Annotated in this window: 5 protein-coding genes and 1 pseudogene; 3 read left to right on the top strand and 3 right to left on the bottom strand. The window is 71.2% G+C overall.

Annotated features, from left to right (window positions below; translation table 11 throughout):
- The 3 genes and pseudogenes from AC13HU_RS31385 to AC13HU_RS31375 form a co-directional block, all read left to right on the top strand.
- A partial coding sequence (locus AC13HU_RS31385) for a trypsin-like serine peptidase (protein WP_483045366.1) occupies positions 1–698 on the top strand: 698 nt, incomplete at its 5' end.
- Positions 699–1,147: 449 nt separating this feature from the next.
- On the top strand, positions 1,148–1,885 hold the full coding sequence (locus AC13HU_RS31380) for a hypothetical protein (RefSeq protein ID WP_483045365.1): 738 nt from the start codon (positions 1,148–1,150) through the stop codon (positions 1,883–1,885).
- Positions 1,886–2,104: 219 nt separating this feature from the next.
- Positions 2,105–2,377 (top strand): annotated as a pseudogene (locus tag AC13HU_RS31375) (class I SAM-dependent methyltransferase); the annotation flags it as partial.
- Positions 2,378–2,615: 238 nt separating this feature from the next.
- Here AC13HU_RS31375 and AC13HU_RS31370 read toward each other — a convergent pair.
- The 3 genes from AC13HU_RS31370 to AC13HU_RS31360 form a co-directional block, all read right to left on the bottom strand.
- Positions 2,616–3,008 carry a hypothetical protein gene (locus AC13HU_RS31370; RefSeq protein ID WP_483045364.1) on the bottom strand — a complete coding sequence of 131 codons (393 nt, stop codon included), beginning with the start codon at positions 3,006–3,008 and terminating at the stop codon, positions 2,616–2,618.
- 255 nt (positions 3,009–3,263) lie between these two features.
- Positions 3,264–4,580, bottom strand: a complete 1,317-nt coding sequence (locus AC13HU_RS31365; protein ID WP_483045363.1) for a nucleotidyl transferase AbiEii/AbiGii toxin family protein — start codon at positions 4,578–4,580, stop codon at positions 3,264–3,266.
- Positions 4,577–5,269, bottom strand: a complete 693-nt coding sequence (locus tag AC13HU_RS31360; RefSeq protein WP_483045362.1) for a hypothetical protein — start codon at positions 5,267–5,269, stop codon at positions 4,577–4,579. The genes AC13HU_RS31365 and AC13HU_RS31360 overlap by 4 nt, the downstream gene beginning before the upstream one ends.
- Positions 5,270–5,363: the final 94 nt, after the last annotated feature.

Genomic DNA, 5,363 nt, shown 5'->3' with positions numbered 1-5,363 from the left:
CCCCCACGGCGACCACGTTCGACGGGACGCCCACCGTGGGCCCGCTGTTCCGCAACGGGCTCGACCAGCACCACGGCTGTACCGCCAGCGTCGTGGCGAGTCCCCGCCACGACCTTCTCGTCACCGCCGCGCACTGCGTCACGGGCACCGCCGCCGGCTGGCAGTTCGCCCCCGGCTACCGCGGCGGCCAGACCCCGTACGGCGTGTGGACCGTGACGCACGCCTACGTCGACCCGCGGTGGGCCAGTGGCCAGGACCCGCACTACGACTACGCGATCCTGCAGGTCGCCGACCAGTCGATCGGGGGCGTCAAGACCGCGATCCAGGACGTGACGGGCGGCAACGTCCTGGCCCCCGCGCCCCGCGCGGGCCGGAGCATCACGGACGTCGCGTACAACTCCGGCATCGACGACCTGCCGATCCACTGCGCCACCACCGCCACGTACACGGACGGGTTCCCCGGCTTCAACTGCCATGGCTTCGTGGGCGGCAGCAGCGGCAGCCCGTGGCTGGCGAAGGTGCCGGGCACCCATGTCACCGAGGTGGTCGGTGTCATCGGCGGCCTGTACCAGGGCGGTTGCTACGAGTACACCTCCTACTCCTCGCCTCTCACCTGGCAGGCGGACAACCTGATCCTCCGCGCGACCCTGGGCCAGCACCCTGACGTGGTGCCGGCCGCCGGCAGCGACGGCTGCTGAGGCGCCGCACACCTCGCGCCGTCCGCCGTCCGTAGCACCGTAGCATCGGGGGCCGACACCCCAGCTGAGCTGGGGTAAGTGACGCCGGCCTTCGACAGCGACTCGGCCGGGGCGGCGTCGGCCGGCTCGCCGGGTGACTGCCCGTAGCGGAGCGAGCCGGTCGGCAGCCGCGGCTCCGGGCCGACGGGCCGTACGCGTAGCGCTCCTGCCTCCTCCTGAAGGTCCGCACCGAGCGCGATCCGCCACGTCGGGCGGTCGGGTGACGAAGGTGCCGGGTGGGACGGCGACGGCGCGGCCGGGCCTGCGGTGTCGGGTGCTCCCGTACGGCATCGGGCGCACCGCGCCGCTTTCGGCTGCCGGCGAACCGCGAATCCGCCTGCGCCCGATCGCCGACCGGCCACCGAAAATCCCGGGCGCCCGGTGGGCGGCGCGGCGTAGGCTCCGCCGCTGTGGAGCTACGGACCTTTGCCTTCGACGACCGGCCCGATCTGCATGGACAGGCCGACGAGATCTTCAGTGCGGACTGGCCGGAGTTCATCTTTCACGACCCCGTCGCCGACCGGCAGATGGACCGGGTCCGGCAGTGGTTCGGGGAGCTGAACCTCCTCCTGGTCGACGGCGAGGACCGGATCGCGGCCGGCGGCTGGGGCGTTCCCGTGCGCTGGGACGGATCGCTCGACGACCTGCCCGGCGGCTACGACGACTCGCTGGTGCGGGCGGTCTCGCTACGGGAGGCGGGTGGCCGGGCCGACACCCTGGTGATCGCCGCGGCTCAGGTCCGCGGCGATCTGCAAGGTCGTGGCCTGGCCGCCGAGGTGCTCGGGCAACTCGCCTCCGCCGGCGAACAAGCCGGCCTGGCACGCGTGATCGCCCCGGTGCGGCCGGCCTCGAAGGCGCGCTATCCACTGACCGCGATGGACGAGTTCATGCGCTGGACCCGGGCGGACGGCGCTCCGCTGGACCCGTGGCTGAGGACCCATCAGCGTATGGGCGCCCGCGTGCTGTGTGCCGCGGAGCGCTCCATGATGATGACGGGCCCGGTCGCCGCATGGGAGAAGTGGGTCGGCTTCGCGCTGCCGGCATCCGGTAGCTACGTGGTCCCAGGGGCACTTGCCCCGCTGATGATCGACCGCGCCAACGATCGGGGCGAGTTGACCGAGCCGAACGTGTGGGTGCGCCACCGGTGAAGTGCCGCGTGGAGGCGGGATCTGCGGGCGACCGGACCTCGTACGGGCGGCCGGAGTCCGCGGGACGGGCCGGGCTGGTCAGGGCTGGTCCGGCTGGTCAGGGCTGCCGCGGGCGGAAATTCGGTGGACGCCGTTCGGGTCGGGGGTGAGCGTTGGGGGCAGCTGGAGAACATCTGGGACGCCGAGACAGCCCGGAGCTATGACACGCCCGGGGTCGGCATGTTCGCACCCCAGGTGGTGGGGCCGACCGTGGAGCGGCTCGCCGATCTCGCGGGGGAGAGGGCGGCGCTCGAGTTCGCCATCGGGACCGGCCGGGTGGCGGTCCCGCTCGCCGAGCGGGGAGTGCCCGTCACCGGCGTCGAGTTGTCGGCGCCGATGGTGCGGCAGCTGCGCACGAAGGTGGACGACGCGACGATCCCCGTCGTGCCGGGGGAGTACACGCTGGTCTACCTCGTCCTCAACACGACGTTCACAAGGACGACCAAGTACGAGTCCGCGGCCAGTGGCCGACCGTGGTCCGCGCGAACGCCAAGACCGTCAGCGTCGCTACCGGCCGGTCGTGGACCGACAAGTAGGGCTACGAGGAGATCCGCGACGCGCGTTGCTCCCGCGCCTCGAAGGACCGAGCCCAGGCAGGGTGACACCGCGCGCAGTCTGGCCGCCCGCGGTGTCACCCTGCAACGTTGAAGCTCACCGCGATTAACTGCAGGCGCACCCGCCGGCAGTTAATTCAGCCGCGCTGATAGTAGTACCACGTTCCGTTGAAGTAAAGCTCATACCCGTAGGTCTTGTACGACGCCCCGTAGGCGCAGCCACTGGTGGTGCTGGTGCCCCCCGCGTGAACAGTGTTCCCATACAACCACGGGTCATCAAAGATCCCGTTGTTGCAGTGGATTGCGGCCCGGACTGGGTCCGAGCAACCTGCACCGGTGTTGGCATGCGCTGTCACCCAGCGGATGCCGCCCGACAAGTGGGGCGTGGTGGTGACGCACGCGCTGGGCGGGTCCATGGGGACTGCCGCAGGCGCCGATTCGGCGAACGCCGCCCCGGTGAGACCCAGAGTCGAAATCGCGATGATCGGCACAACTGCGCAGACGCTTGCCGCCAGTTTGGAAATAGCCAACTGATTTCCTCCTTATTTTTTTCTCCCGAAGCACAGAAGTCCCGTACAGCGGAACATCAAAATTTGTACCGGATCGCACCTTCACGGCACCAGTCGGTTTCCTCCAGAGGAAAATCTCCCCATCAATCAGGCCGCAGTTCGTCGCATCCCGTTCTCTAACTGGTCGTTTCAGAATGCGGTGCGTAGGCGGCGCTTGCTGAGCCGGGCGACCATCTCGGGATCGTGCTGGTCGAAGAACAGCGTCGTGCCCGCGTCTCAGCCGCCGATGTCGGTGTCGGCGACCGCCTGGACCAGCCGGCGCATGTATTCGGGCCGATCGCGGTGATACCCGGCGAGGTCGGACCAGGCCGGGTGATCCAGGACGTGGTCCAGTGCGGTGGCGGGGCCGCAGTTGTGGGGACCGAGAAGTTCACGGGTCACGGCGGCGGCGATCACCGCCGTGGCCCGTCGCGCCGCGAGGTCGGTGAGCAGGCCGGGCAGGCCGCCGTCGGTGTAACTCGCGCGGCAGGTGGCGAGCCAGTCCGCGGACCACCGGCGGTGCAGGGCGTGCGGGTCACCGGCGGCGGCGTGGAAGGTGGGCGCCAGGGCGGCGCGGAGCCGGCGGACCAACTCGAACGGGTCGCCCGCCAGATGGGGATACTCGGTGGCGAAGTGGTGCCACTCGTGGGCGGGTGGCGGCAGTTCGTTCGTGATGTCGGGCTGCAACGGGTGCGCGGCGTTGGCGGGGTCCGCCGCGATGAACACGGCGGCGAGGGTCCGGTAGTCGACCGTGCAGTGCTCGGCGAGGAGCGCGGCGTCGTACAGGTCCTTGCCCTGGGGGTGCATGTCGTCGACGAGCCATACGAGCTTCCAGGCGAGGGAGAGTTCGGGTGTCGCCCCGAGCAGGCGGGCGGTGCCGATGGACACCTCCTGGGGCGGGATCGGCAGCGACTCGTTGAAGACGAAGTCGAGTTGGACGATGCCGCCGGGAGTCGTACCGCTGGTCCAGGGCAGGACCAGCCGCCGGCCGGGGACCCGGTCGTAGGTCCAGATGTCCTCGCTCACCGCGTCGCGGGCGTCGAAGCGGATCGTGTGGTTCGGGGGAGGAGTAGCGGCGCCGGCCAAGGCGGCCTGCCCGGCGGCGTGTTGGGCCGCTCGCGCGATGTGGTGCAGCATCGCGGTGGTGCGCTCCTCCTCGATCCGCCACTGCGCGGGCGTGACGACGAAGTCCAGGTCACCGGGCTCGCGCGCGACCTCGCCGAACCACTGCGCGAGCAGCACGCTGCCGCGCAGCACGAGGTGATCGCGCCAGGGCGAGGCGGCGATCGCGGCCAGCACGAGGTCCATCGCGGTGCGGCGCTCCGCGAGCCACGCCGCCCGGGCGGCCGGGGCGGCGAAGTCGGGGTCACTTGCCCGGTAGGCCCTGCTGTGGTGTTTGAGCGCCGGGTCGAAGACGGGCCGCTGGACCGCGCTCTCGTCGTCGATCCGGCGGAGGGTGAGCGGCAGGTCGAGCCGGTCGCGTGCGGCGTCGGTCAGTCGCCCGCGCGGCATCTCGGTCCCGCGTATGCCCAGGGACTCCCAGTCGTCGGTCATCGCCGTGCCTCCTGCTCCCGCGCCGCGACGATCCAGCCGTCGTCGATCGCCGTGTTGCTGTCATAGACCACGAACTCCTCCTCCGTCTCGGCGATTTCGACAGACAGGTCCACCACCGCCCGCTTGAGTGCCGCCAGCCGGGCCCGGGCGGTCGGCAGCCCGACGCCGTAGCAGCGTTGCGTGACGAAGCGCTCCTGCCGGCCTGTGTCGCTACGGGTCCGGCGCGCGTTCCACGACACGTGGGCGCCGTGGGCGACGGCCGTCGTGGTGAGCGCGTCGAGGGTGGCGGCGGCGCCCGGGCCGATCGGGTCGAGCAGTACCTTCAGATGGTGCTCGAAGTACCGCCCGGCGCGGCCGCCCGGGCCGCCGGAACCGTCCGGCAGTTGCGCCTGCGCGTCGGAGCGCGGCACCACCGACTCCCACGGCGCGACCTCGATCTTCACCCGCACCGGCGAGAACCCCGCCCCCCGCAGCGCCTCCGACGCACCGCCGCAGATGCGCAGTTGCTCCTCGTACGGTCCCCGGCCGCGCAGCGTGAGCATCGGCTGCGAGGGCGTACGGCCGCGGGCCAGCACGATGTGGGTGAACTTCCAGCCGCGCACGGCCGACCACCGCTCCAGCCGGGCGACCGAAGCGGTGTCGTCATCGCAGCGCACGGTGATGTGCGCCTCGAACTGGCCATCCGTCATGCCCGCATGATTTCAAGCCGGTGCGCGAGGAGGGAAACGACTTTGGGCGACGCGGAACAGCGGGCGCGGCCGGGCCTGGCCCCGGGACCAGGAC

It is taken from the genome of Streptomyces sp. NH27 (assembly GCF_056859195.1).
Note: the sequence above shows the minus strand (reverse complement) of the source record. Positions and strands in the feature narration are given on the sequence as shown.

What these genes read in the sequence shown, in the direction of transcription:
- AC13HU_RS31360 (WP_483045362.1), bottom strand. Translation starts at nt 5,269, where the DNA reads ATGACGGATGGCCAGTTCGAGGCGCACATCACCGTGCGCTGCGATGAC.
- AC13HU_RS31365 (WP_483045363.1), bottom strand. Translation starts at nt 4,580, where the DNA reads ATGACCGACGACTGGGAGTCCCTGGGCATACGCGGGACCGAGATGCCG.